At 61.0% G+C, this 24,111-nt stretch carries 20 protein-coding genes and 2 pseudogenes; 9 read left to right on the forward strand and 13 right to left on the reverse strand.

Annotated features, from left to right (window positions below):
* Positions 1–64 precede the first annotated feature (64 nt).
* Together KHO07_RS13195 and KHO07_RS13200 are read left to right on the forward strand one after the other, a co-directional pair.
* Positions 65–1,174, forward strand: a complete 1,110-nt coding sequence (locus tag KHO07_RS13195; protein WP_075944679.1) for a sugar diacid recognition domain-containing protein — start codon at positions 65–67, stop codon at positions 1,172–1,174.
* A gap of 133 nt (positions 1,175–1,307) precedes the next feature.
* Positions 1,308–2,450, forward strand: a complete 1,143-nt coding sequence (locus tag KHO07_RS13200; RefSeq protein WP_212627447.1) for a glycerate kinase — start codon at positions 1,308–1,310, stop codon at positions 2,448–2,450.
* A gap of 119 nt (positions 2,451–2,569) precedes the next feature.
* Here KHO07_RS13200 and KHO07_RS13205 read toward each other — a convergent pair whose 3' ends face one another.
* Entirely contained in the window at positions 2,570–2,929 is a 360-nt protein-coding gene (locus KHO07_RS13205; RefSeq protein WP_212627448.1) for a DUF6124 family protein, read from the reverse strand.
* Positions 2,930–3,481: 552 nt separating this feature from the next.
* On the opposite strand from KHO07_RS13205, the gene KHO07_RS13210 reads away from it, so the two are divergent.
* From KHO07_RS13210 to KHO07_RS13220, 3 genes are all read left to right on the forward strand, one after another.
* On the forward strand, positions 3,482–3,790 hold the full coding sequence (locus KHO07_RS13210) for a hypothetical protein (protein WP_212627449.1): 309 nt from the start codon (positions 3,482–3,484) through the stop codon (positions 3,788–3,790).
* Between the two features lie 40 nt (positions 3,791–3,830).
* Positions 3,831–6,035, forward strand: a complete 2,205-nt coding sequence (locus KHO07_RS13215; protein ID WP_212627450.1) for an autotransporter outer membrane beta-barrel domain-containing protein — start codon at positions 3,831–3,833, stop codon at positions 6,033–6,035.
* Between the two features lie 201 nt (positions 6,036–6,236).
* On the forward strand, positions 6,237–6,452 hold the full coding sequence (locus tag KHO07_RS13220) for a hypothetical protein (RefSeq protein ID WP_150733110.1): 216 nt from the start codon (positions 6,237–6,239) through the stop codon (positions 6,450–6,452).
* Between the two features lie 180 nt (positions 6,453–6,632).
* Here KHO07_RS13220 and KHO07_RS13225 read toward each other — a convergent pair whose 3' ends face one another.
* The 10 genes and pseudogenes from KHO07_RS13225 to KHO07_RS13270 all read right to left on the reverse strand — a co-directional run bounded on the left by KHO07_RS13225 (position 6,633) and on the right by KHO07_RS13270 (position 18,142).
* Positions 6,633–7,610: an NAD(P)-dependent oxidoreductase gene (locus KHO07_RS13225; protein WP_212627451.1), complete on the reverse strand. Its 978-nt coding sequence runs from the start codon at positions 7,608–7,610 to the stop codon at positions 6,633–6,635.
* A 14-nt stretch (positions 7,611–7,624) separates the two neighbouring features.
* A complete protein-coding gene (locus tag KHO07_RS13230; protein ID WP_212627452.1) occupies positions 7,625–8,920 on the reverse strand; it encodes an MFS transporter in 1,296 nt (431 codons plus the stop codon).
* Between the two features lie 42 nt (positions 8,921–8,962).
* Positions 8,963–10,007: pseudogene (locus tag KHO07_RS13235) on the reverse strand (sugar kinase).
* Positions 10,000–10,782 (reverse strand): TIM barrel protein, encoded by a 783-nt coding sequence (locus KHO07_RS13240; RefSeq protein WP_150733106.1) that lies wholly within the window; start codon positions 10,780–10,782, stop codon positions 10,000–10,002. The pseudogene KHO07_RS13235 and the gene KHO07_RS13240 overlap by 8 nt, the downstream one beginning before the upstream one ends.
* 165 nt (positions 10,783–10,947) lie before the next feature.
* The gene (locus KHO07_RS13245; RefSeq protein ID WP_280519546.1) at positions 10,948–11,973 is read right to left on the reverse strand and encodes a LacI family DNA-binding transcriptional regulator; all 1,026 of its coding nucleotides are present in this window, start codon (positions 11,971–11,973) and stop codon (positions 10,948–10,950) included.
* A gap of 132 nt (positions 11,974–12,105) precedes the next feature.
* Positions 12,106–12,714 (reverse strand): LysE family translocator, encoded by a 609-nt coding sequence (locus KHO07_RS13250; RefSeq protein WP_212627454.1) that lies wholly within the window; start codon positions 12,712–12,714, stop codon positions 12,106–12,108.
* 38 nt (positions 12,715–12,752) lie between these two features.
* Complete coding sequence (locus KHO07_RS13255; RefSeq protein ID WP_212627455.1) at positions 12,753–13,607, reverse strand: AraC family transcriptional regulator; 855 nt, start codon at positions 13,605–13,607, stop codon at positions 12,753–12,755.
* Positions 13,608–13,684: 77 nt separating this feature from the next.
* A pseudogene (locus tag KHO07_RS13260) lies at positions 13,685–13,765 on the reverse strand (DUF1345 domain-containing protein); the annotation flags it as partial.
* Positions 13,766–13,876: 111 nt separating this feature from the next.
* Positions 13,877–16,969 carry an efflux RND transporter permease subunit gene (locus KHO07_RS13265; RefSeq protein WP_212627456.1) on the reverse strand — a complete coding sequence of 1,031 codons (3,093 nt, stop codon included), beginning with the start codon at positions 16,967–16,969 and terminating at the stop codon, positions 13,877–13,879.
* Between the two features lie 15 nt (positions 16,970–16,984).
* Positions 16,985–18,142 (reverse strand): efflux RND transporter periplasmic adaptor subunit, encoded by a 1,158-nt coding sequence (locus KHO07_RS13270; protein ID WP_150733101.1) that lies wholly within the window; start codon positions 18,140–18,142, stop codon positions 16,985–16,987.
* 271 nt (positions 18,143–18,413) lie between these two features.
* Between KHO07_RS13270 and KHO07_RS13275 the strand changes: the two genes are divergently transcribed.
* The 3 genes from KHO07_RS13275 (at position 18,414) to KHO07_RS13285 (ending at position 20,800) form a co-directional block, all read left to right on the forward strand.
* On the forward strand, positions 18,414–19,115 hold the full coding sequence (locus KHO07_RS13275; RefSeq protein ID WP_150733100.1) for a response regulator transcription factor: 702 nt from the start codon (positions 18,414–18,416) through the stop codon (positions 19,113–19,115).
* Positions 19,116–19,119: 4 nt separating this feature from the next.
* The gene (locus KHO07_RS13280; protein WP_212627457.1) at positions 19,120–20,418 is read left to right on the forward strand and encodes an ATP-binding protein; all 1,299 of its coding nucleotides are present in this window, start codon (positions 19,120–19,122) and stop codon (positions 20,416–20,418) included.
* 109 nt (positions 20,419–20,527) lie between these two features.
* A complete protein-coding gene (locus KHO07_RS13285) occupies positions 20,528–20,800 on the forward strand; it encodes a hypothetical protein (RefSeq protein WP_212627458.1) in 273 nt (90 codons plus the stop codon).
* Positions 20,801–21,630: 830 nt separating this feature from the next.
* Here KHO07_RS13285 and KHO07_RS13290 read toward each other — a convergent pair.
* Together KHO07_RS13290 and KHO07_RS13295 are read right to left on the reverse strand one after the other, a co-directional pair.
* Complete coding sequence (locus KHO07_RS13290) at positions 21,631–22,392, reverse strand: transcriptional regulator (protein ID WP_212627459.1); 762 nt, start codon at positions 22,390–22,392, stop codon at positions 21,631–21,633.
* Positions 22,389–22,889 (reverse strand): sigma-70 family RNA polymerase sigma factor, encoded by a 501-nt coding sequence (locus KHO07_RS13295; protein WP_197678095.1) that lies wholly within the window; start codon positions 22,887–22,889, stop codon positions 22,389–22,391. The genes KHO07_RS13290 and KHO07_RS13295 overlap by 4 nt, the downstream gene beginning before the upstream one ends.
* A 404-nt stretch (positions 22,890–23,293) precedes the next feature.
* Here KHO07_RS13295 and KHO07_RS13300 point away from each other — a divergent pair, with 404 nt between their 5' ends.
* Entirely contained in the window at positions 23,294–24,106 is an 813-nt protein-coding gene (locus KHO07_RS13300; RefSeq protein ID WP_150733096.1) for a crotonase/enoyl-CoA hydratase family protein, read from the forward strand.
* The last annotated feature ends 5 nt before the right edge of the window (positions 24,107–24,111 follow it).

The raw sequence follows: 24,111 nt of genomic DNA on the forward strand, positions 1-24,111 counted from the left end.
TTTGCTACCAAGCCCTGTGCGGGTGAACAACCGCTTGGCCCTCACGCTTTCAAGGATCACCGTTATGTTCGAACTCGATCACGACCTGGCCCAGGACATCGTCGACCGCGCGATGGCCATCTTGCCGTACAACGTCAACGTCATGGACAGTCAGGGGCTGATTCTCGGCAGCGGCGAACCGGAGCGGGTCAACACCCGCCACGAAGGCGCGCAACTGGTATTGGCCAATGGCCGCGTGGTGGAGATCGATGCGCAAACCGCGGTTCACCTCAAAGGCGTGCAGCCCGGGATCAACCTGCCGCTGATGCTCGACCAGCGCTTGATCGGCGTGCTCGGCATCACTGGCGAACCCGAGCAGTTACGCACCTACGCTGAACTGGTGCGCATGACCGCCGAGATGCTGGTGGGCCAGCGCAACCTTCAAGCCGAGCAGCAGTGGCGGCGCCAGCGTTGCGATGACCTGCTGGCGTTGCTGCTCAGTGACGCCGGCAGCTCACCGCGCCTGATCGACGAGGCGCAACAGCTCGGCCTCAAACCGCAAATGACGCGAGTGCCGTACCTGTTCGAATTGGGCATGGAACACGGGCCGGGGCAAACCGTCGAGGCACTCAGCGCCTGGCTCACTTCGCGCTACCCGGACAGTTGGTGCGTGAGTTCAGCCAAGTCCTCGCTGCTGTGGTGCCGACCGGCCAACCAGTCCATCGAAAATGATCGGCTGCTGGAAAAGCTCGACGGTTTGGGCTGGAACATCCTGCGCATTGCCGTGGGCGGGCAGGCCGACGGGCTCACAGGATTGCGCCGTTGTTACCGTCGGGTCGGCGACTTGCTGGCCTACGGGCGTGATGTACTGCCCCAATCGCGCTTATTGACGCTGACCCGTTATCGATTGCCCGTGATGCTCTGGCGACATCGCAACGACGATGCGCTGGACGAGTTGCTCAATCCACTGCGCAAAGTCATCGCCAAGGACAACAACGGCCAGTTGCTGGCGACCTTGCGCAGTTGGTGCGAACACGACGGCCAGAGCCAGGCCTGTGCTGATGCCTTGGGTATTCATCGCAACAGTTTGCGCTATCGGATGGAGCGCGTTGCTGAACTCAGCGGCGTTGATCCGTTGAAGCTGGACGGCATGCTGGCGTTGTATCTCGGCGTTCAACTATTACCCCAGAGCTGAACACGATCCCGGGCGTGTGAATACGGCTTTTTGTGGAAATGAACAATAATCCTCTGTGCGGCTTGTGCAGCGGACTGGCGTTATTGTTCGGGCCTGCTGGCAGCATGATCTCCATAACAACCGGAGAGTACCCATGAAAATCGTCATCGCCCCCGACTCGTTCAAGGACAGCCTGAGTGCTCAAGGCGTTGCTGATGCTATCGCCCTTGGACTCGCCGAGGTCTGGCCCGATGCGCAGTTGATCAAATGCCCGATGGCCGACGGCGGGGAGGGGACGGTCGAGTCGGTGCTGGCGGCCTGTCATGGCGAACTGCGCCGCACTGGGGTTCGCGGGCCATTGGGTGCGCCGGTCAATGCCGCCTGGGGCTGGTTGCCCGACAGCCACACCGCGATCATCGAAATGGCCGAAGCCAGCGGTTTGCAATTGGTCCCGGTGGGGCAGCGTGATGCGTGCATCAGCAGTACCTTCGGCACCGGTGAGCTGATTCGCGCGGCGCTGGATGCCGGCGCGCAACGGGTGATTCTGGCCATCGGTGGCAGTGCGACCAATGATGGTGGCGCCGGTGCGATGCAGGCATTGGGCGTGAAGCTGCTGGATGCACAAGGTGAGCCTTTGGCGCCGGGCGGCTTGGCGCTGGCGCAATTGGCGCGCATTGATCTCAGCGAGTTCGACCCTCGTTTGGCCGACGTGCGTTTCGACATCGCGGCGGATGTGAACAATCCACTGTGCGGCCCTCACGGCGCCTCGGCGATATTTGGTCCGCAAAAAGGTGCATCGCCCGAGCAGGTTCAGCAACTAGATCTGGCGCTGGGGCACTTCGCCGATCACTGCGCCAAGGTGTTGGAAAAAGACCTGCGCGATGAAGCCGGCAGCGGTGCGGCGGGTGGTTTGGGCTTTGGCGCCAAGGCGTTCCTGGGGGCGCAATTCAAGGCCGGGGTTGAGGTGGTTGCCGAGCTGGTGGGCCTGGCGGACGCGGTTGAAAATGCTGATCTGGTGATCACCGGCGAAGGGCGTTTCGACGCACAAACCCTGCGCGGCAAGACACCGTTCGGTGTCGCGCGCATTGCTCAACTGCGCGGCGTGCCGGTCATCGTTATCGCCGGTACGTTGGGCGAGGGCTATCAGGCGTTGTATGCGCATGGCATCGACGCCGCGTTTGCCCTGGCGAGCGGTCCGATGACGCTGGAACAGGCGTGTGCCGAGGCGCCGCGCCTGTTGCGTGAGCGAGCGATGGACATTGGACGAGTCTGGCAAGTGGCTGTCCGCCAACGCTGACTCACCTGTGGCGAGGGCGCTTGCTCCCGTCGGGCTGCGAAGCGGCCCTAAACAGCGGCGGCTGCTGCGCAACCGAGCGGGAGCAAGCTCCCTCGCCACAGAGGTTCCCTTAACAGGGACTATTCAGGTGGATCAATCTGATCCAGCATGCGGTTGGCCGTGATCTCCGCCAGCATCACGCTGTTGGAAATGCCCAGCAGTGCATTGCGTGAGCCGCCGTCCAGATGATCGACCAACTGATGGACCATCACGTCCACCGAAGCCAGCGTTTCCACCAGATACACCATCAGCGTTTCGGTGGAGGCTTGCGGGTCGACGGTGAACAGGGTGCTGACCTTACGCGGCGTGGCTTTGATGTCGGCGGTCGAGGGGAAGTGGAAATTGAGGGCGCGCTCGGCGGCTTCGTTGAGTTTTGTGGAGTCGGGTTCGTACGGGGAGGTTGGATCGGTGTCAGGCGGGTTTGGCGTTACTTTGGACATAAGCTTGCTTCCCTGATTGGGGTGCCAACCCTCTTGCTGCTAAACGAGAAGGAGGCAACTGTGCGCAGGTTAGCAGACCGGGGAAGCTAGCAAAGCCGGCGCGCCCGAAGGCTCCCTGCGCACAGCCACAATCAAGTGCAGGCATGGAAATACCTGACTGACAGGCGCTTGTGCACCTTGGTTACAACCCCAGGCTGCTAAACCCGATCACTGATGAGCAGTGACACGAATCAAGTTACCGATGGCCCCCAAATCGCACAAGCCGGCGGATTCTGGCGTGCCCGTAGGCAACGGCGCAAAGTCTTGTGGCTTTCCGGAAGTGTCCTTAAACGCTGTTAAACGGCGGCGTCGCATCGCCCTTGTCACGCAAAAAAAAGTGGCGCTACCTGTCAACTTTGACAGTTACGCACTTTGATAAAACACGGTTTACTCCTCCCAAGCGCAGAACGACGGGATGCGTTTGGGTAGTGCCCGGTAGTATTCGGTCTGCTTTTCCGGCCCAAGCACCATGGCAATCCATGGCGCCAGGTGTTGAATGCGGAGAGCGACAACATGGCAGGTTCAGATAAAAAAGAGCAGCAGCTTGCGGCAGGCCAATCCACTTCCGGTGGGACAGAGCCGCTGGACGTCCAGGAGCCGGACGTGAGGTCTATTGTGATTGACCGGGACGCCACTGGGCTTATTCCCTGGGAAAAACTCAATACCAATCAAATCATCACCCTTGCCGAGTGGTTCGGCAGCTTTCCGCCCGCCGGTAGAACAGATAAATACAGACTGCAAATCGCCCGCAAGGGCAGTAGCAGTGGCTGGGTCAAGTTCCTTCGGATTAGTCCTACATACCGGTTGAATCCCGATCTATAGCCTGCGGCGCTTTCGATCTTTGCTCACTCATGGTGCCGATATGTCCAAGGTTCAATCGTTCAAGCTTCATCCGCTCGCCATTACCCTGAAGCTGTTATCCATTACGCCCTTTTTGCTGGTCGGTGAAATGGCTCATGCACGGGTACTTGTCCCGGGCGAGGTCCTGACCATTGATGGCACCACCGCGCTGGATAACTACGTGTTGAACGGTGCTTCGACGCTCAATGCCAATGGCGCGCAGACCCGTGACATCACCGTCAACAACTCCACCCTCAACCTCAATGGCAGCGCCGTACAGGCTACCGGGAGCGCCATTGGTGTGGGGCTTAATGCGGGCTTGGCAAACATTGCCCGCAGCACTATTTCCAGCAATGGAACCGGTCTTTCGGTTGCCCGTAACGCGGCGGCCACGCGAGGGTCCACCGCAACCGTGAGTGACAGCACGATCAGCGGGGGAGCAACGGGTGTATCGATCACGGGCCTGAGCAAGCTGACGCTGCTTCGCTCCACTGTCGCCGGGACCGGTGTTACCGCATCCGGCATGCGGATTTTCGGCGGCTCGGTCGAAGCCAGCGGCAGCAACATTACCGGCAATCAGCATGGCATCGAGATGTCGCCCGACCCGGTGGTCGGTAGTCCGGGCACGCTCGAATTGAACAAAAGCCATGTCACCGGTTTGAATGGTTCGGCGATTGTTGTCGACTCCCTAAGTACTGGCCCGACCCAGGCCAATATTGCGGTCCTCAATGGTTCGACGCTTAACGCCAGCAACGGCATCCTGATGGACGTGCGCAGCGGCGCGGAAGGTAACTTGCGGGTTGGCAACAGCACCCTCACCGGCGATATCGTCGCGGACGGCGGCAGCACGGCCAATGTATTGCTGGAAGAATCCGCGACCCTGACCGGTCGCTTGCAGAACGTGCGGGACCTGGGCATCAACAGCAACGCGAGCTGGGTGATGGTGGGTGACGGCTCGGTGCAAAACCTCAACATGAATGGCGGTGCCATCAAGTTCGGTAACCCCGGCGACTTCTTCAAATTGACCGTCGGCACGCTGTCGGGCACCGGCGGTACGTTCTTCATGCACCACGACTTCAAAACCGGTCAGATCGATACCCTGACCGTAACCGGCAACGCCACCGGCGACCACACCATCGACCTTAAATCCAGTGGTTCGGAGCCAGTGCGCGCGGGTGCGATTCCGGTGGTGCACATCGGTGGCGGTGATGCCACCTTCAGCCTCGCCGGTGGCGCCGTCGACCTGGGAGCGTTCTCCTATGACCTGGTCAAACTGAGCGCTAACGACTGGTACCTCAATACGCTCTCGCGCACCATCAGCCCGGGCACCCAATCGGTGATCGCGCTGTTCAACGCAGCGCCGACGGCCTGGTATGGCGAACTCAGCACCTTGCGCAGCCGCATGGGCGAAGTGCGCATGGACCACGGCAAGGCCGGTGGCTGGATACGTGCCTACGGCAACAAGTTCAATGTTGACGCCAGTTCGGGCGTCGCCTACCAGCAAGTTCAGCAAGGCCTGTCGTTCGGTGCCGATGCGCCGTTGCCGATGGGTGACGGGCAGTGGTTGGTGGGTGTGCTGGGTGGTTACAGCCAATCGGACCTGGACATGAGCCGTGGTACCAGCGGCACCATCGACAGCTACTACCTGGGTGCCTACACCACCTGGCTGGATGAGTCGAGCGGCTACTACTTCGACGGCGTGCTCAAGTTCAACCGCTTCGAGAACGAATCCGATGTGCGCCTGAGCGACGGCACAAAAGCAAAGGGTGATTACGACAGCCATGGCGTGGGTGCGTCCCTGGAGTTCGGTCGACACATCAAACTGGCTGACGATTATTTTGTTGAACCCTTTACCCAACTCTCCGGCGTGGTCATTCAGGGCAAGGACTACGACCTGGATAACGGCCTGTCCGCTGAAGGCGATCGTACTCATTCGTTGCTGGCCAAGGCGGGCGCTACCGCCGGGCGTAACTTCCAGTGGGATGACATGACCGTGCAGCCTTACCTTCGCGCAGCGTATGTGCACGAGTTCGCCAACAACAACGATGTGAAGGTCAACAACAACACCTTCAACAACGACCTCTCGGGTTCCCGTGGGGAGCTGGGTGCCGGTGTCGCCATGTCGCTGAGCGACAAGGTGTCGATTCATGCCGACTTCGATTACAGCAATGGCAACAAGATTGAACAGCCGTGGGGGGCGAATGTGGGCGTGCGATATAGCTGGTGATCGTCCGGGGCTAAGTAATGTCCCGACTAACAGTAACTAGCCAGGAAATTCGAGATTTATTTTTTGTTTATCGGTCAAATTTCATCGGCTATTTTGTTGTGAACTAGCCGGCTTCTCCCCTCTGAAATAAAAGAAACACTTATGAAGTTATTACACGAGCAGCCTCGCTGCGATGCTTGAATTGTTCAAAGGAGTTGAAATATGTCGGAAAATTATTCGTTATCAGAAGTTCTTGAAAGGATTTACCACAACCAATTGGCACTGGAAGCGGCAGTGATGGAGCTAACAATCTTGGTGGAACAGCGGGGCTCCGCTGATGTAGGAGTGAATATTCGGGGGGCGCTCGATGCGATCGGTCACAACGCGGGCCATATCAAGCAGGGAATGGCGCGTTTGAGGAATCTCAATATTCGCTGAGAAAAATTCCAGACTTTCTGATTGCGCGGCGGGCTTGATGTAAAACCAATGCTTTTGTAGACCCCCATCGCGAGCACGCTCGCCCCCACAGTTCGATAGTGTTCACGATTCTCGTGTTCACCGCAGATCACTGTAGGCGTGAGCTTGCTCGCGATAGCTACCTCAAGCGCAACGATTCTCTCAAGCCTTCCACGCCCCGGGATTGACCAGATTAGCCGGCCGCTCGCCCGCCAGCGCCGCCAGCAGGTTGTCCACCGCACACTTGGCCATCGCTTCCCGCGTTTCATGGGTGGCCGAGCCGATGTGTGGGGTCGCCACCACGTTGTTCAGTTGCAGCAGCGGCGAATCATGATTGAGCGGTTCACGCTCGAACACGTCCAGCCCGGCGGCGCGAATCTGTCGTTCGCTCAGGGCCTTGATCAGCGACGTTTCATCCACGACTTTGCCCCGTGAAATATTGATGAAGATGGTCTCTGGCCGCATCAACGCGAACTGCCGCGCACCGATCAGCCCTTCGGTTTCGGCGGTCAGCGGCAGCGTCAGGCAGACAAAATCGGCCTGCTGCAGCAATTCGTCGAGGCTGCGGTATTGGGCATTGAATCGCTGTTCAATCGCCGGTTTCGGCGAGTGGCTGTGATAGATCACCGGCATGCCAAAACCGAAGTGCCCGCGCTGGGCCAGGGCTTCGCCGATCCGGCCCATGCCGATGATGCCCAGGGTTTTGCCGTGCACATCGCTGCCGAAATGCGCAGGACCGATGTTGCGGGTCCACTGGCCGTCGCGAACCATGTTCGCCAGTTCCACCACACGCCGCGCGGTGGCCAGGATCAGCGCGAAACCGGTGTCGGCGGTGGTCTCGGTGAGCACGTCCGGCGTGTTGCTGAGCAGGATGCGCCGCTCGGTGAGGTAGGCGATGTCGTAGTTATCGACGCCCACCGAAACGCTGGCGATGGCCTCCAGGCTGGGCGCCAGATCGAGCAGTCGGGCATCCAGTTTCAGGCTGGCGCCGAGCAAGCCTTGGGCGCGGGGCAGGGCGTCGCGCAGTTTGGCCAGGCCCTCGGCATCCAGGCTTTCGATCAGCGTCACTTCGGCCTGCTCGTGCAGGCGAGCCATCAGTGGCGCCGAGAGTTTCTTGTACAGAACAACCTGCTTTTTCATCGTCATCGTCTCAATCAGGAATGTGCAGTGGTGGGTTTTAAGGCGACCGTGGGCCGCTCCCGATCACTGGCACCGGGCTTGAGGAAAATCGTCAGGACCACCGAGAGCATCAACGCGCCGCTCATCAACAGGTACGAGGCTCCGGGCGAGCCGGTGGAGCTGTTCAGGTAACCGACCAGATAGGATCCGCCGAACGAACCGAGGGCACCCATGCTGTTGATCAGCGCCATGGCGCCACCGGCGACGTTGGCCGGGAGGATTTCCGGGATGATTGCGAAGAACGGGCCATAAGGCGCGTACATGCAGGCACCGGCAATCACCAGCAAGGTGTAGGACCACCAGAAGTGTTCGGCACCCAGGGCGTAGGAACCGTAGAAAGCAATCGAGGCGATCAGCAGCGGTGGCCAGACGAAGCGTTTGCGTTTTTGCAACTTGTCCGAACCCCATGAGACCAACAGCATGCCGATCACCGCTGCCAGATACGGCAGCGCGGACAGCCAGCCGGCCTCGACCATGTCCATTTGTGCACCGGCCTTGAGGATCGACGGCAGCCACAGCACGAAGCCGTATACGCCAATGCTCCAGCAGAAAAACTGCAAGGCCATGATGATCACTTTCGGTGAACGGAACGCTTCGGCGTAGTTTTTCACCGCTTTGATGCCGACCTGCTCGGCGGCCAGTGCGCTTTCCAGGTCCTGTTTTTCCTGGTCATTGAGCCACTTGGCCTGGGACGGACGATCATCGGCCAGGCGCCACCAGATGAACGCCCAGAGCACAGCCGGCAAACCTTCGATGATGAACATCCAGCGCCAGCTGTAGTGCTGCACCAGATAGCCCGAGACTACCGACATCCACAGCATGGTCACCGGGTTGCCGAGGATCAGAAAAGTGTTGGCCCGCGAGCGTTCGGCACGGGTGAACCAGTGGCACAGGTAGATCAGCATCGCCGGCATCACCGCGGCTTCGACCACGCCGAGCATGAAGCGAATGACGATCAGCCAGTAAGCGTTGGAGACGATCCCGGTCAACGTCGCCAGGCTGCCCCAGAGGATCAGGCTGACGAAAATCAGTTTTTTCACGCTGTGTTTCTGCGCGTAGATCGCCCCCGGCACCTGGAAGAAAAAGTAGCCGAGGAAGAACAGCGCACCGAGCATCGACGACAGGCCCGGGGTGATCATCAGGTCGGCAGCCATCCCGGAGGCGGCGGCGAAGCCGTAGTTGGCGCGGTCCAGATACGCCAGGCTGTAGGTGATGAACACGATGGGCATGATGTACCACCAGCGGCGGGTGGCGAGCGTTGCGGTTTTCATGGGTGATGCTCCTGAGCTTGTTGTTTTTGTCGCAGCAGGTGTTTAGATCTTGCTTGACTGTGCTGGCCTCATCGCGGGCAAGCCCGCTCCCACATTTGATTTATGTTCGACACAAATCCCCTGTGGGAGCGGGCTTGCCCGCGATGGCGGCCTCAAATTCGCTGACCATTTCAGACCGGGTCGGCAATCCTTCCATGTCCCCGCGGCTCTGCACCGCGCGGCTGCCAATCCAGTTGGCCCGTTGCACGGCTTCGGCAAAGCTGTGGTTTTCCAGAAGAGCGCTGATCATGCCGACGGCAAACCCGTCGCCGGCACCGACCGTATCGACCACCGTTTCCACCGGCACGCCGGCGACGAACCCCTGATCAAGATGGGTTCGGTAGTAAGCACCGTGCGGCCCCAGCTTGATCGCCACGGCTTCGGCGCCCTGGTCGAGGTAGAACGCGGCGATGTCGGCCGGGTCTTCGAACCCGGTCAGCAGGCGCCCTTCACTCAGCCCCGGCAGCACCCAATGGGCGAGGGCGGCGAGGCGGTTGATGTCGGTGATCATCTGCTGTTCGCTGGCCCACAAGCTCGGGCGCAGGTTCGGGTCGAACGACACGCTGCGCCCGGCCTCGCGCATGCGGGTCATCAATTCGAACGACATCTGCCGCGCCGTTTCCGACAGTGCCGGTGGAATGCCCGTGGCGTGCAGATGCCGGGCCTTGAGCAAGTCCGGCACGATCGAGTGTGGCGACAAGTGACTGGCCGCCGAACCACGGCGAAAGTACTCGACCACAGGGTCGCTGCCATCGTCGGTGCGCGACTTGAGCTGAAACCCTGTGGGGTGCGCGGGGTCGATGTCGACGTGGCGGCAATCCAGGCCTTCTTTCTCCAGTGTGTTAATCACGAATCGACCCAGCGAATCGGCGCCGACGCGGCTCAGCCATGCCACGTTGAAGCCCAGACGCGACAGACCAATGGCGACGTTGCTGTCGGCGCCGGCAATGCGTTTGTGGAAGGCGTTGACGCTGGTCAGCTCGCCGGCCTGCTCGGCGACGAACATCGCCATGGTCTCGCCGAACGAGAGGACATCGATCTCAGACATGAGCGGTCTCCAGCGGTGCTTGGCCGAGGTGGGCGAGGGCGGTGACGTGTTCAGTGGTCAGTTGCACCAGGTCTTCACCTTGCAGCGGATATTCCGCCGCGCGCATGACGCCTTGGGCCATGTGCCGCAGCAGGTGTTCCCACTGTTGCAAGTCGCTGGCGGCGGGTGGAATGGCAACCAGTTTGCCGTCGGCGCGGCGCGTGACCGCTTTGCAATGCACATAACCGACGTGCCGACCGAGCAAACGCGCAGCGCTGGCGGCAGACTGGTCCTGCCATTGCCAGTTGCCGATATCGAAGGTCATTTTGATCGGCAGCTGGTGTTGCTCGACTTCATTGAAGAACCGCTGGAACGGCTCGATGCGGCCACCGTGCAGGGTCTGGTCGTTCTCTACCAGCAATTGCACGGCACTGTCGCCGAGCAGGCGGGCGAGGCTTTGCAGGTCGCTGTTGTCAGTGAAGTAACCCAGCGACACTTTCAGCCATTTGGCGCCGAACAGTCGGGCGCGCTGCAGGGCGGTGATCAGTTCGGGATTAGGTCTGGATTGACCGGCCAGCCACAGTTCCATCGGTGATGAGTACACGCTTTCCAGGCCCTCGGCCTGAGTCGCGTCGGCCAGGTGCTCGGGGTTCTCAAAGGTCAGCAGCTCTTCGCGCCATTCGATGCGTGTGGCCCCGGCGGCAGCCAGCACTGAGATGAAACTGCCCTGGCCGCGTTGGCGCACCAGATCGGCGCCGTAGCTGGACAGGCTGATGGAAACGGCGGGTTTGTTCATTGTTTTTCTACCTCTGAAACCGGTTTCATTTTTGTTCAAAAAAAGGGTGACCATTGGGCCTCATCGCTGGCAAGCCAGCTCCTACAGTATCTGTGGTGTTCACAAAATTTTTGTTCACATCAAACCCCTGTAGGAGCTGGCTTGCCAGCGATGGGGCCAGTAGAGTCACTCGAAAATTCCCAAGGTCGACCCTCTAACAACCAACCGCGCCGAAAAATCCAGCGTCCGCACCGGCCCGTTATCGCCGCGCAAGCGCTTGAGCAGACACTCAAACGCGCTGGCGCCAATCTCCGTGGTCGGCTGGGCGAGGGCGGTGATGCCGCTGCCCACCAGCGGGTACCAATCCAGGTCATCGAGGGCAATCAGCCCCACGTCTTCGAACAGATTGCACCCCAGTTCACGCAACGCGTGGGTGCTGGCCAACGCCGCAATCCCGTTCGCGCAAAACAGCGCTTTCGGGCCAGGGCCTGGCGTGTCGAGGAAGGTCTTCAGTTGTGCGTTCAGATCGCGACCGGTTTCGATGTGCGAGCCGCGAAGAGCAGGACGTTGCTCAATTTGCGCCTTGAAACTGCTGACCCGCTCGATTCGCGAGCTGGTGCCATCAACCGGTTCTGTGACCAGCAACACATCGCGATAGCCGCGTTGTTCAAGATGATTGAGTGCCATGTCGATGGCCTGCGGGTTGTTGAGCCCGACCATGTCGCTTTCGAGGTTCGCGACCTTGCGATCGACCAGCACCAGGGGCATTTCCCGGTGCAGTTCATGCAACTCGTCACGGTGATGGCCGAGGGTGTTCACGATCAGGCCTTCGATGTTGTACGAGCGCAGCAGGGCCAGGTGTTGGCGTTCCTGCTCGTCGTCGCGGTCGGTGTTGCACACCACCAGGCTGTAGCCGTGCTGACGGCAGGCGGTTTCCACCCCGTGCATCACGGCAATCGAATAAGGGTTGCGGATATCGGCCACCAGCATGCCGATCAGGCGGGTACGCCCGCGCTTGAGGCCGCGGGCCATCTGGTTCGGGCGATAGCCCAGTTCGGCAATGGATTGTTCGATGCGCCGGGCAATGGCATCGGAGAGCAAAGCGCGGTCTTCGCCGATGAACCGCGAAACGCTGGCCTTGGAGACCTTGGCGTGTTCGGCCACGTCGAGCATGGTCACACGGCTGCGCTGGGCGGCGGAGAAATCGTTCACGGTCAGAAACCTTCTTATTGGATTTATAAGGCTGAGCGCAGGGCGCTGAAACCGGTTTCAGAAGACACCAGAAATGAATCGTCCGTCAAGTGCTGGATGAATTAGCGCTCGACAAAAGCCGACCAGCGGCGCTCAGGACAGCACGCTCAGCCAGGCCGAACCCAGCAGCAACAGGCCCATGCAGCGGTTGAAGCGCTGCATGGCACGAGGCGAGCGCAACCAGCGCGCGGAACCGGCGCCGAGCAATGCCCAGGCCCCGAGGCACGGCAGCGAAACCAGAAAAAATGCCAGCGACAAATACATCACATGCGCCAAGCGGTTTTCACCCGCGCCGGCAAACACGCTGACCACGGCCAGCGCCATCATCCAGGTTTTCGGGTTGATCCATTGCAGGCTGGCCGCGCCCAGCAAACCGAGGCGCTTCTCGGCATTTTCGGCGGCCATGGCGACCGCAGGCGCGCGAAAAATCTGCCAGGCCAGATAACTCAGCCATGCCACGCCGGCCCATTGCATGAGGGCTTGCAGCCGCGGCCACTCGGTCAGTGATGTCCCGGCGCCCGTGCCCACCAGCAATACCAGCAGCGCGGCGCTGGCGCAGGCGCCAAGAATGATCGGGACGGCCGCCGCCAAGCCGAATCGGGCACTGTTGCTCAGCACCAGAACGTTGGTCGGGCCGGGGGTGATCGAAGCCACAAAGGCGAACAGCAGAAAGGGCAGCAACGTCGGAAAAGAGGACAGCATCGCAGGCAAACTCCGGTGAAGATCATTGAAGCTGATCTTCACCAGTCAGGCGCTTGGCTGTCTGGAAGATTTGAGCAGCGCTTGCGGTAGAGTGCCGGTGTCAGGCCGTAGGCGCGCACGAACCAGCGGCCCAGATGACTCTGATCGGCAAAGCCCAGGGCAATGGCCACCGTTGCCGGTTGTGCACCCCGGGCGAGCAACCGACGCGCCGTGGCCAGGCGCAATTGCACCAGATACGCGTGCGGTGCGATGCCGTAGGCGGCCTTGAACGCACGGGTCAACCGAAAGCGGTCGACCCCGGTAACGGCGGCCAGTTGATCGAGGCCAATGTCCAGTTGTACGTTGGCGTGCAGATAGTCCCGAGCCTTTTGCGCCACCAGCGGCAGGCGCGGGTCTTCGCCATAGCGCGTGCGCCAGTGCAGGTGGCTGGTCAGGCGTTCAAGCAAGCCGTCGAGCGCGGTTTGGCGGACGATCTTCAATTCACCACGGTGCAGCGTTTCGAAGGCAAGGCTGGTGGCGTGGGCCAGGCGCGGATCGCTGGCCAGGGTGTTGGCAAAACTCAACTCGCTGTTGTCCGGTGCGTTGTTGAATACAGCACCGAGCTCACGCTGCAACCACTGCGGGTCGAGGTACAGCATGCGATAGGTAAATCCGTCGGCGGTCGGTGCCTCACCGTCGTGAATGTCGCCCGGTTCCAGCAAAAACACCTTGCCCGGCGTGCTCTGGTGCCTGGCCCGTCGACAGTTGAACTGCTGAACCCCTTGCTCGGTGACGCCCACCAGATAGCTGTCGTGCCAATGCGGGTCGTAGGCGTGGCCTTCGAAATGCGCGCGCAGGGTCTCGATGCCGGTATCGGCGTCCTGGGCCAGATCGAGCCAGTTGTGAGAAGTCATGGGGCACCTGCGCGGCGGATTTGCCGGTCTATTTAACGCCCGCACCGAGGGCGATGACTAGAACGTTTGTGCAGCCGTCAGTTGAACAGCCCGGCGACGATGTTGATCGAGAATCCGAGTATCGCTGTGTTGCACAGAACACCGATCAACGACTGGGCGGACGGTGTAAACACCTAAGCCCAGGGCAGTCTGTCATGACCACAATCCGAAGACGATGAGATCCCTGTGGCAGCTTGCCTGCACCCACAGGGATTTGTGTTGGGTCAGGTTTATTTGTGGCGTTTACGCACCAGCTTCATCACCACCACAAAAAACACTGGCACGAACACCACCGCCAGGGTGGCCGTGATCATCCCGCCGATGACCCCGGTGCCGATGGCTTGCTGGCTCGCCGAGCTGGCGCCGGTGGCGATGGCCAGCGGCACCACGCCGAGAATGAACGCCAGTGAGGTCATCACGATTGGCCGCAATCGCAAACGTGCCGCTTGCAGCGTGGCGTCGATCAAGTCATGGCCTTCGTCGTACAGGCTCTTGGCGAACTCGATGATCAGGATCGCATTCTTCGCCGACAGGCCGATGATGGTGATCAGCCCGACCTTGAAGAACACATCGTTGGGCATCCCGCGCAAGGTCACCGCCAGCACCGCGCCGAGCACACCCAGCGGCACCACCAGCAATACCGAGGTCGGAATCGACCAGCTTTCGTACAACGCCGCCAGACACAGGAACACAATCAGCAACGACAACCCGAGCAGGATCGGCGCCTGACTGCCGGACAGGCGTTCCTGCAACGACAGGCCGGTCCATTCCTGGCCAAGCCCCGCCGGCCCCAGCGCCACCAGCCGTTCGATCTCCGCCATGGCTTCGCCGGTGCTGTGGCCGGGCGTCGGCTCACCGGAAATACTGATTGCCGGGTAACCGTTGTAGCGGGTGAGCTGCGCCGGACCTTGAATCCACTTGGCCTGGACGAAGGCTGAGAGCGGCACCATCTTGCCGTTGTTGTTGCGCACGTGGATCTTCAGCAGATCGTCCACCTGACTGCGTTGGTCGCCTTCGGCCTGCACCACAACACGCTGCATGCGCCCCTGATTGGGGAAGTCGTTGATGTAGGTCGAACCGACGGCGGTGGACAGCACACTGCCGATATCGGCAAAGGACACGCCCAAGGCATTGGCCTGTTTGCGGTCGACGATCAATTGCACCTGCGGTGCCTCGGCCAGGGCGCTTTCGCGCACGTTCATCAGGATCGGGCTCTTTTCAGCCGCGGCCAGCAACTCGGCGCGTGCCTGCATCAACGTGGCATGGCCGAGGCCGCCACGGTCCTGCAGGCGGAACTCGAAACCGCTCGACGTACCGAGGCCATCTACCGGTGGTGGCAGCACGGCGAAGGCCATGGCGTCCTTGATCTGGCTGAGGGCCATGTTGGCGCGATCGGCAATCGAACTCGCCGAGTCGTCGCTGCCACGTTTTGACCAGTCCGTGAGCGTCGAGAACGCCAGCGCCGCGTTCTGCCCGCTACCGGAAAAGCTGAAACCGAGAATCACCACACTGTCACCGACGCCGGGTTCGCCTGCGTTGTGGGCCTCGATCAGTTCGGCCACCTGCACCGTCCGGTTCTTGGTTGCGCCCGGCGGCAACTGAATATCGGTGATGGTGTAACCCTGGTCTTCCACGGGCAGAAACGAGGATGGCAGGCGCGCGAAGCACAGCCCCAGACCGATCAGCAGCACGCCGTAGATCAGCAGATAGCGGCCAGTGCGCTTGAGTGCATAGGCGACCCAGCCTTGATATCGGTCAGTCAGTTGCTCGAACCGACGGTTGAACCAGCCAAAGAAACCGCTCTTCTCGTGATGCTGACCCTTGGCGATCGGCTTGAGCAGGGTCGCGCACAGCGCCGGGGTCAAGGTCAGGGCGAGGAACGCCGAGAACAGGATCGAGGTGACCATCGACAGCGAAAACTGCCGGTAAATCACCCCGACCGAACCCTGCATGAACGCCATCGGGATGAACACAGCCACCAGCACCAGGGTGATGCCGATGATTGCCCCGGTGATCTGCTTCATGGCTTTGCGCGTGGCTTCCTTGGGCGACAGGCCTTCGGTGGCCATGATCCGCTCGACGTTCTCCACCACCACAATCGCGTCGTCCACCAGGATGCCGATGGCCAGCACCATGCCGAACATGGTCAGCACGTTGATCGAGAACCCCAGGGCCAACATGGTCGCAAAGGTGCCCATCAACGCCACCGGCACCACCAGTGTCGGGATCAGCGTGTAGCGGATGTTTTGCAGGAACAGAAACATCACCGCGAACACCAGCAGCATCGCCTCGCCGAGGGTATAGACCACTTTGGTGATCGAGACTTTGACGAAGGGCGACGTGTCGTACGGGATCTTGTACTCGACGTTCGCCGGGAAGTAGCGCGACAGTTCGTCCATCTTCGCCCGCACCAGGGTAGCGGTGTTCAGGGCGTTGGCGCCCGGCGACAATTGCACGCCGACGGCGGTGGACGGCTTGCCGTTCAGGCGCGTGGAGAACTGGTATTCCTGACTGCCGATCTCGACCCGCGCCACATCGCCGATGCGTACCGTGGAGCCATCGGGATTGGCCTTGAGCACGATGTCGGCGAATTCTTCCGGCGTCGACAACTGGCCTTTGACCAGAATCGTCGCGGTGATTTCCTGGGTGCTGCGACTCGGCAAATCACCGATGCTGCCGGCCGAAACCTGAGCATTTTGCGCGACGATGGCGGCGTTGACGTCGGCGGGCGTGAGGTTGAAGCCGATCAGCTTCTGCGGGTCGATCCAGATGCGCATCGCCCGTTCGGCGCCATACAACTGCGCCTTGCCGACGCCGTCCAGACGTTTGATTTCGTTCATCACGTTGCGCGCCAGATAGTCGCTGAGCGCCACGTCGTCGAGCTTGCCGTCGCTGGAGGTGAGGGTGATCAGCAGGAGGAAACCGGCGGAGACTTTCTCCACCTGCAAACCTTGCTGGTTGACTGCTTGCGGCAGGCGCGACTCCACGACTTTCAGGCGATTTTGCACATCCACCTGGGCCATCTCCGGGTCGGTACCCGGCTGGAAAGTCGCCTTGATCGTGGCGCTGCCGAGGCTGCTTTGCGATTCGAAATACAGCAGGTGATCAGCGCCGTTGAGTTCTTCCTCGATCAGGCTGACCACGCTTTCGTCCACGGTCTGTGCCGAAGCGCCCGGGTAGACGGCGTAAATTTCGATTTGCGGCGGCGCGACGTCGGGGTACTGCGCCACTGGCAACTGCGGAATGGCCAGGGCACCGGCGAGCAGGATGAACAGCGCAACCACCCAGGCGAATACCGGGCGGTCGATAAAGAACTGCGGCATAAACAAGCGTCCTGCTTACTGACCAGAAACCTGGGCAAGTGGAAGAGGGGAGTCGTCGATCTGCACTTTTTCGCCGGCGCGGGCGTGTTGCAGGCCTTCGATGACGATGCGATCGCCGGGTTTGAGGCCATTGGTCACGACCCAGCGATCGTTCTGCACCTGGCCCAGTTCAACCGGTTGCTGGCTGATGCGCTGTTCGGCGTCGAGCAGCAGCACTTGGGCAATGCCGGCGCTGTCCCGCTGGATCGCCCGCTGCGGCACGCTGATGCCTTGCTGATTGACCGCTTGCTCCAGGCGCACGCGCACGAAACTGCCCGGCAGCAGGTCGAGGTCGGGGTTGGGGAATTCACTGCGCAGAATGATCTGGCCGGTACCCGGGTCGACGCTGATGTCGCTGAACAGCAACTTGCCCGGCAACGGGTAGAGGCTACCGTCGTCCTGAATCAATGTGGCTTTGGCCTGCCCTTGGCCGACTTCTTTCAACTGACCGGAACGGAAGGCCCGCCGCAGGTCGTTGAGTTCACGGGTCGACTGGGTCAGGTCGGCGTGGATCGGGTTCAGCTGTTGAATCAACGCCAGTGGCGTGGTTTCGTTCTGGCCCACCAGCGCACCTTCGGTGACCAGCGCACGACCGATGCGCCCGGAAATCGGCGCGGTGACGGTGGCGTAGCCGAGGTTCAGCTTCGCCCGGTCGACAGCGGCTTTGTTGGCGGCGACATCGGCGGTGGTGTGCCGAACGGCGACCCGGGCGTTGTCGTAGTCCTGGCCGCTGATGGCATTGCCTTCGATCAGTTGGGCGTATCGCTGTTCCAGCAGCTTTGCCTGAAACGCATTGGCCTCGGACTTGCGCAGCGCGGCTTCGGCGCTGTCCAGGTCAGCCTTGAACGGTGCCGGGTCGATGCGGAACAGCACATCACCTTTTTTCACGTCGGTGCCTTCGTGGAAGGTGCGTTGCAGGACAACGCCAGCCACCCGCGCGCGCACTTCAGCGATGCGCGGCGCGGCAATTCGTCCGCTCAGTTCGCTGCTGATCGACAGTGGCCGGGCTTCGATGGTTTCGATGCGAACACTGGCCAGTGGCGGCTGTTCTTCGGCTGTCGGAGCCTTGTCGCACGCGCTCAGCGCCAATGCCAGTACGATCAGGCTGAGCCTGGCTAACAGATTCTTTGACATGAATGACCCCAATAATGACCCCCAGCATCCTACTGGGCGTCGGCGAGGGTAGCGGTGAAGCTTTGTAGGCGCTGTGTGAAATTGTGTAAGGGTTTTACTCAGATCCGTGTGCTGGCGTATATCCTTCAAGCCTTGATTCTTTCAGCGCCTGTCAGGCCGCTATCGCTGGCAAGCCAGCTCCCACAGTGGTTGAGGCTGTACACACATAGTGGGTACTGGCTTGCCAGCGATGAGACCTGACGGGCGCCACCGTACTTTCTGGAAGCACCTGATGCCCAACATTCTCCTGGTCGAAGACGACACCGCCCTCGCCGAACTGATTGCCAGCTATCTGGAACGCAACGGCTACTCCGTCAGCGTGATCGGCCGTGGCGACCATGTGCGCGAGCGGGCGCGGCTCAATCCGCCGGACCTGGTGATCCTCGACCTGATGCTGCCCGGCCTCGACGGCCTGCAAGTCTGTCGCTTGCTGCGTGCCGATTCGGCCGCGTTGCCAATACTGATGCTCACCGCCCGCGACGACAGCCACGATCAGGTGCTGGGGCTGGAAATGGGCGCCGATGACTACGTGACTAAACCCTGCGAGCCGCGGGTCCTGCTGGCTCGGGTGCGCACCTTGTTGCGGCGTAGCAGCCTCAGCGAACCGCAGACCGCCAACGACCGCATCCTCATGGGCAACCTGTGCATCGACCTGTCCGAGCGCACGGTGACCTGGCGTGATCAGTTGGTCGAGCTGTCCAGCGGCGAATACAACCTGCTGGTGGTGCTGGCCCGGCATGCCGGCGAAGTGCTAAGCCGTGACCAGATCCTGCAACGCCTGCGCGGCATCGAGTTCAACGGCACCGACCGCTCGGTGGACGTGGCGATTTCCAAGCTGCGGCGCAAATTCGACGACCACGCCGGCGAGGCGCGAAAGATCAAGACTGTGTGGGGCAAGGGTTATCTGTTCAGCCGTTCCGAGTGGGAATGCTGAGCCGATGTTCAGAATCCTCTTTCGCCTGTACCTGGTGACCATTGTCTCGTTCAGCGCGGCGATCTACCTGGTGCCGGACCTGGTGATCAAGGTCTTTCACGAGCGCTTTGTCACGTACAACCTTGATTATTCCCGAGGCCTGCAAACCCTCATCGTCAAACAGTTCAAAGCCGTACCGAGTGAGCAATGGCCGGCGCTGGCGGCGCAAATGGACAAGGAATTTCAACCACTGCACATCGTCCTCAGCGGGAATGACGACGCCGGGCTGTCCGTAGACGAGCAGCAACGTTTGAAACGCGGCGAATACGTTGTGCGCGTGGGGGATTGGGGCTGGCGCACCCTGGCGGTGGCGCCGCTGGACGAGCGCACGGTGGTGCAGATGGTGGTGCCGCCGGACCCGATGGACGTGAGCCTGTTGTACTGGAGCATCAACGTGCTGATCGGCGCGACCCTGCTCGCGTGTCTGTTGTTGTGGTTGCGCCCGCACTGGCGTGATCTGGAACGCCTGAAAAGCGCGGCGGAGCGATTCGGCAAGGGCCATCTGAGCGAGCGCACGCGGATCGCCGCCAGTTCCAACATCGGCAGCCTGGCCAACGTGTTCGACACCATGGCCGGTGACATCGAAAATCTGCTTAACCAGCAGCGGGATTTGCTTAACGCGGTCTCCCATGAGCTGCGCACGCCGCTGACCCGTCTGGACTTCGGCCTCGCACTGGCGCTTTCCGACGACTTGCCCGCTACCAGCCGCGAGCGCCTGCAAGGCTTGGTCGATCACATTCGTGAGCTCGATGAGCTGGTCCTGGAGTTGCTGTCTTACAGTCGCCTGCAAAATCCGGCGCGGGTGCCGGAACAGGTCGAGGTGTCGCTGGATGAGTTCATCGACAGCATCCTGGGCAGTATCGATGACGAGCAATCGCCGGACATCGTCATCGACGTGTTGCTCCACGGCCAGCTCGAACGCTTCACCCTCGACCCGCGGCTGACCGCCCGCGCCCTGCAAAACCTGCTGCGCAACGCCATGCGCTACTGCGAAAAGCGTATCCAGATCGGCGTGCAGGTCTGCCCCAAAGGCTGTGAAATCTGGGTGGACGACGATGGTATCGGTATTCCGGACGACGAGCGCGAACGGATCTTCGAACCGTTCTACCGCCTCGACCGCAGCCGCGACCGGGCCACCGGTGGGTTTGGCCTGGGGCTGGCGATCAGTCGACGGGCGCTTGAGGCGCAGGGCGGTACGTTAACGGTCGAGGCTTCTCCGCTGAGTGGCGCCAGGTTTCGCTTGTGGTTGCCAACACCGGTTTAGTGTTACTCGACCTGTCATTCCTGTCAGTAGCCAACCACGGCAATTCGGCGTTTCATTGAAAACACGCAGTCAAGCTGTCGCGCCACCCACTGATGACCGGAGGCGAGTGATGGGAACACCCACAATAAAAACAACAGGCAACGGCACGATCAGTGCCATCAGAAACGTCTGGATCGATTCGACGTCGACCCGGTTCGCGATGGTCCTGCCGAATGACGGCTGTTCCAGGCTGGCCGTACGCATCGGGACCAATCTCACGGCCGATGGCCACGACTGTTTCCAGGTGGGCGACAAGGTTAAATTCACCCTGATGACGGGGCCAGCGGGAGAGTGTCCAAGGGTGCAAGATTTAGTGAAGTCTGCCGACACCAACACGTACTGACAGACCGTCCCCTGTGGCGAGCGAGCTTGCATCAGGCCATGCTCATCGGTTTCTGAAGATCATCACCCTGTGGCGAGCGAGCTTGCTCGCGCTGGGTCGCGAAGCGGCCCCGGCATTCTTTCAGTGACACCGCGCTAGCCGGATTCACGACGGCTGCGCCGCCGAGCGGGAGCGAGCTCCCTCGCCACGGAGAGCTGTGCATACCAGAAGACCGGGCACTGAATCGCCTGTGTAGTATCAGGCCATGTTCATCGGTTTCTGAAGATCATCACCCTGTGGCGAGCGAGCTTGCTCGCGCTGGGTCGCGAAGCGGCCCCCGGCATTCTTTCAGTGACACCGCGCAAGCCGGATTCACGACGGCTGCGCCGCCGAGCGGGAGCGAGCTCCCTCGCCACGGAGAGCTGTGCATACCAGAAGATCGGGCACTGAATTGACTGCGTAGTATCAGGCCATGTTCATCGGTTTCTGAAGATCATCACCCTGTGGCGAGCGAGCTTGCTCGCGCTGGGTCGCGAAGCGGCCCCGGCATTCTTCCGGTGACACCGCGCAAGCCGGATTCACGACGGCTGCGCCGCCGAGCGGGAGCGAGCTCCCTCGCCACAGAGAGCTGTGCATACCAGAAGATCGGGCACTGAATCGACTGCGTAGTGTCAGGCCATGTTCATCGGTTTCTCAAGATCATCACCCTGTGGCGAGCGAGCTTGCTCGCGCTGGGTCGCGAAGCGGCCCCGGCATTCTTTCAGTGACACCGCGCAAGCCGGATTCACGACGGCTGCGCCGCCGAGCGGGAGCGAGCTCCCTCGCCACAGAAGCCCGTACATACTGGAAGGTCAGGCGCTGAATCGGCTGCGTAGTGACTTGGCCATGGTTTCCAGGTCGGTCATGGAATTGCGCCCGATCAGCATCCACGCGTGTTGCATACCGGCCCAATAAACGATGTTCATGCCGTGCCGACGCTCCCGGGCAAAATGCCGGCTGCCGCTGTTGGAGCGAGTGATGCACAGCGCCAGCGGGCCGTGGACCGGGTCGAGGTAGGTTATCTGGGCGATGGGCACGCCGTCGTATTCAAGGATTTGCGCACGCTTGATTTCAGCGCGAGGCAACGCCAGCTGCGCCGGTGCAAGGCTGAGGTCCAGGCTGGTCTCGATCGTGCGCAATTGCGAGCGCTGGGCGGCTTCGTCGTTGGGCAAATGGTCGAGTGTTTGCGGGATGTAGAGCACCATGTAATCGGCCACCAACTGACGCCAGTTCTCGTTTTCCTGACTGGCTTGCCAGCCGAGGAACAAACGATCCGCGAGCACGCCGCTCACCACCAGCCCGGCTGCCGCCGCGAGGAACCAGCGGCGACTGAGGGGCGGGCGGGGTGCCGCAGGCAAGGTGTCGAGCATGGCTTGCATGCAATCCACCGGAGCCTGGCTTGCCAACTCGTCGTAGGCGGACTTGAACGGGAGGCTGCTGCGGTTGAGCCATTGCAGGCGCAGGCCGAGCATCGGGTCTTCGGCCACGGCGGCGTCGATGCGCTGGCGCTGTTCGCTGTCGAGTTGGTTGTCGAGGTACGCCACCAGTTGCTCGTCCGTGGGGTTCACGTTCATCGACGTTCTCCGTGAGTGGAGGGGTTCGGTACGGCTTGCAATGGCGGGTATTCCGCCAGTTTGGCCCGGGCAGTGGCCAGGCGGCTCATCACAGTGCCGATGGGCACCTGCAACACTTCCGCGACTTCGCGGTAGGACAAGCCTTCGACATAAGCCAGAAACACGGTTTCCCGTTGGGTTTCCGGCAGCGCATCGACGCGGCGGATGACCTGCGCCGCCATCACATGGGTTTGCGCTGCGTACTCACCGTCGAACGACAACACCTGTTCACCCTCTATCGTGCCTTGCCCGTGACGCACCCGACGGGCGCGTATTTCGTTGAGCCAGATCGAATGCAGAATGCTCATCAGCCAATGGTCCATGCGCGTACCCGGCGCAAACTGCGCGGCCCGCTCCAGCGCCCGCACGCAGGTGGCCTGCACCAGATCTTCGGCCACATGCCTTTGTCGGGACAACAGCAGTCCGTAACGCCACAAGCGCGCCAGATGCTGGCCCAGTTCTGCCCTTATTGCCTGATCGCTGGCGATGGCGACCTCCGCGTGTTTGACTGGTCAGGTTTTCGATGAGTCGGGCACATCAGTTTGATCGGCTGCAACTGCTCCTGTGCGGGATCCAGTTGACCCTTGATTACGCAGGCTTCACCCAGGTGCTCGCGAACCAAAGTGAAGCTCCATGGGTGTCAGGGTGACTGTCAAAACGTGAACACGCCAGCGTGAACATTTATTCATTTTTTTTGCTGTTGTACGTAAAGACAGATCAGATCGGCGGTGCGGCCTATCGTTGACAGGCTAGCTCCCGCAGGTGATTTGGTCCCGCATTTGGCCGAACCACTGCCTTACTGCCCACCACAATGCCTTGTTATAGTTCGGGCCTCTTTTTTGCCCGCTAAAGGATCACTGGCATGTCTCAATACACTGCGTTCACCGTCGAACTGGTCGATAAAATTGCACATGTACAGATCAATCGCCCGGAAAAGATCAATTCGATGAACGCTGCGTTCTGGAGTGAGATCGTCGAGATTTTCCAGTGGATCGACGACACCGACGAAGTGCGCGTGGTGGTCCTCAGCGGTGCCGGTAAACATTTTTCCTCGGGCATCGATCTGATGATGCTGGCCGGTGTGGCCAATGAACTGGGCAAGGACGTCGGGCGCAACGCGCGCCTGCTGCGACGCAAAATCCTCACCCTGCAAGCCTCTTTCAACGCCGTCGACAATTGCCGTAAACCGGTGCTCGCCGCCATCCAGGGCTATTGCCTGGGCGGTGCCATCGACCTGATCGCCGCCTGCGACATGCGTTACGCCGCCGAAGACGCACAATTCTCGATCAAGGAAATCGACATTGGCATGGCCGCCGACGTTGGTACGCTGCAACGCTTGCCGCGAATCATCGGGGACGGCATGCTGCGTGAACTGGCTTACACGGGTCGCACTTTCGGCGCCGACGAAGCGCGCGGCATGGGTCTGGTCAATCGCGTTTACAGCGACACCGCCAGCCTGCTCGACGGCGTCATGGGTATTGCCCGCGAAATTGCCAGCAAGTCGCCGATTGCGGTCACCGGCACCAAGGAAATGATCAGCTACATGCGCGATCACCGCATCGATGACGGCCTCGAATACGTCGCCACCTGGAACGCCGCCATGTTGCAATCCACTGACTTGCGCGTGGCCATGGCCGCCCATATGAGCAAACAGAAACCCGAATTTCTGGATTGATTGAA

The sequence above is a fragment of the Pseudomonas sp. PP3 genome (assembly GCF_905336995.1).
In the GTDB taxonomy this organism is placed as follows: domain Bacteria; phylum Pseudomonadota; class Gammaproteobacteria; order Pseudomonadales; family Pseudomonadaceae; genus Aquipseudomonas; species Aquipseudomonas reinekei.

Bases quoted from the DNA above. Each gene is read 5' to 3' on its own strand.
- KHO07_RS13195 (WP_075944679.1), top strand. From the start codon at position 65: ATGTTCGAACTCGATCACGACCTGGCCCAGGACATCGTCGACCGCGCG.
- KHO07_RS13200 (WP_212627447.1), top strand. From the start codon at position 1,308: ATGAAAATCGTCATCGCCCCCGACTCGTTCAAGGACAGCCTGAGTGCT.
- KHO07_RS13205 (WP_212627448.1), bottom strand. From the start codon at position 2,929: ATGTCCAAAGTAACGCCAAACCCGCCTGACACCGATCCAACCTCCCCG.
- KHO07_RS13210 (WP_212627449.1), top strand. From the start codon at position 3,482: ATGGCAGGTTCAGATAAAAAAGAGCAGCAGCTTGCGGCAGGCCAATCC.
- KHO07_RS13215 (WP_212627450.1), top strand. From the start codon at position 3,831: ATGTCCAAGGTTCAATCGTTCAAGCTTCATCCGCTCGCCATTACCCTG.
- KHO07_RS13220 (WP_150733110.1), top strand. From the start codon at position 6,237: ATGTCGGAAAATTATTCGTTATCAGAAGTTCTTGAAAGGATTTACCAC.
- KHO07_RS13225 (WP_212627451.1), bottom strand. From the start codon at position 7,610: ATGAAAAAGCAGGTTGTTCTGTACAAGAAACTCTCGGCGCCACTGATG.
- KHO07_RS13230 (WP_212627452.1), bottom strand. From the start codon at position 8,920: ATGAAAACCGCAACGCTCGCCACCCGCCGCTGGTGGTACATCATGCCC.
- KHO07_RS13240 (WP_150733106.1), bottom strand. From the start codon at position 10,782: ATGAACAAACCCGCCGTTTCCATCAGCCTGTCCAGCTACGGCGCCGAT.
- KHO07_RS13250 (WP_212627454.1), bottom strand. From the start codon at position 12,714: ATGCTGTCCTCTTTTCCGACGTTGCTGCCCTTTCTGCTGTTCGCCTTT.
- KHO07_RS13255 (WP_212627455.1), bottom strand. From the start codon at position 13,607: ATGACTTCTCACAACTGGCTCGATCTGGCCCAGGACGCCGATACCGGC.
- KHO07_RS13265 (WP_212627456.1), bottom strand. From the start codon at position 16,969: ATGCCGCAGTTCTTTATCGACCGCCCGGTATTCGCCTGGGTGGTTGCG.
- KHO07_RS13270 (WP_150733101.1), bottom strand. From the start codon at position 18,142: ATGTCAAAGAATCTGTTAGCCAGGCTCAGCCTGATCGTACTGGCATTG.
- KHO07_RS13275 (WP_150733100.1), top strand. From the start codon at position 18,414: ATGCCCAACATTCTCCTGGTCGAAGACGACACCGCCCTCGCCGAACTG.
- KHO07_RS13280 (WP_212627457.1), top strand. From the start codon at position 19,120: ATGTTCAGAATCCTCTTTCGCCTGTACCTGGTGACCATTGTCTCGTTC.
- KHO07_RS13285 (WP_212627458.1), top strand. From the start codon at position 20,528: ATGGGAACACCCACAATAAAAACAACAGGCAACGGCACGATCAGTGCC.
- KHO07_RS13290 (WP_212627459.1), bottom strand. From the start codon at position 22,392: ATGAACGTGAACCCCACGGACGAGCAACTGGTGGCGTACCTCGACAAC.
- KHO07_RS13300 (WP_150733096.1), top strand. From the start codon at position 23,294: ATGTCTCAATACACTGCGTTCACCGTCGAACTGGTCGATAAAATTGCA.